Here is a 1668-nt window from a genome sequence, read left to right on the forward strand (position 1 = left end):
CAACGCTTCCACACCCTGCCTATCAACGTCATCGTCTTTAACAACCCTTCCAGGACTTACGTCCAGGGATGACTCATCTTGGGGCCGGCTTCCCGCTTAGATGCTTTCAGCGGTTATCCGTTCCGAACGTAGCTACCGGGCAATGCCTTTGGCAAAACAACCCGAACACCAGCGGTTCGTCCACTCCGGTCCTCTCGTACTAGGAGCAGCTCCCCTCAATCATCCAACGCCCACACCAGATAGGGACCGAACTGTCTCACGACGTTCTAAACCCAGCTCGCGTACCACTTTAAATGGCGAACAGCCATACCCTTGGGACCGACTTCAGCCCCAGGATGTGATGAGCCGACATCGAGGTGCCAAACACCGCCGTCGATATGAACTCTTGGGCGGTATCAGCCTGTTATCCCCGGAGTACCTTTTATCCGTTGAGCGATGGCCCTTCCATACAGAACCACCGGATCACTATGACCTACTTTCGTACCTGCTCGACGTGTCTGTCTCGCAGTTAAGCTAGCTTATGCCATTGCACTAACCTCACGATGTCCGACCGTGATTAGCTAACCTTCGTGCTCCTCCGTTACTATTTGGGAGGAGACCGCCCCAGTCAAACTACCCACCAGACACTGTCCGTAATCCCGATAAGGGACCGACGTTAGAACATCAAACATACAAGGGTGGTATTTCAAGGACGGCTCCACATCATCTGGCGACAATGCTTCGAAGCCTCCCACCTATCCTACACATGTAGGTTCAATGTTCAGTGCCAAGCTGTAGTAAAGGTTCACGGGGTCTTTCCGTCTAGGTGCGGGTACACAGCATCTTCACTGCGATTTCAATTTCACTGAGTCTCGGGTGGAGACAGCGTGGCCATGGTTACACCATTCGTGCAGGTCGGAACTTACCCGACAAGGAATTTCGCTACCTTAGGACCGTTATAGTTACGGCCGCCGTTTACCGGGGCTTCGATCAAGAGCTTCGCCTAAGCTAACCCCATCAATTAACCTTCCGGCACCGGGCAGGTGTCACACCCTATACGTCCACTTTCGTGTTTGCAGAGTGCTGTGTTTTTAATAAACAGTCCCAGCCACCTGGTCACTGCGGCCCCCATCTGCTTACGGCGCGAAGCCTTCACAAACAGGGGCGTACCTTCTCCCGAAGTTACGGTACAATTTTGCCGAGTTCCTTCACCCGAGTTCTCTCAAGCGCCTTAGTATTCTCTACCTGACCACCTGTGTCGGTTTGGGGTACGGTTCATATATTCATAAGTTTAGAAGCTTTTCCTGGAAGCAGGGCATCAACAACTTCTGCACCGTGGTGCATCGTCTCGTGTCTCGGAATTGTGAAACCGGATTTACCTAATCTCACTTCCTACTCACTTTCACTTGGACTACCAACGCCAAGCTTGCTTAGCCTTCTCCGTCCCTCCATCACTGAATATACAAGTACGGGAATATTAACCCGTTTCCCATCGACTACGCATTTCTGCCTCGCCTTAGGGGCCGACTTACCCTGCCCTGATTAGCATGGGACAGGAAACCTTGGTCTTCCGGCGTGGGGGTTTTTCACCCCCATTATCGTTACTCATGTCAGCATTCGCACTTGTGATACGTCCAGCAAGCTTCTCAACTCACCTTCATCCGCTTACACAACGCTCCCCTACCCAAT

The 1668-nt window shown here is 52.2% G+C and carries 1 rRNA gene; it reads right to left on the minus strand.

What is annotated here, in order from left to right:
• A 23S ribosomal RNA gene (locus tag OPS28_RS07990) occupies window positions 1-1668 on the minus strand; the annotation flags it as partial.

This window comes from Alteromonas sp. ASW11-130 (genome assembly GCF_026183735.1).
In the GTDB taxonomy this organism is placed as follows: Bacteria; Pseudomonadota; Gammaproteobacteria; order Enterobacterales; family Alteromonadaceae; genus Alteromonas.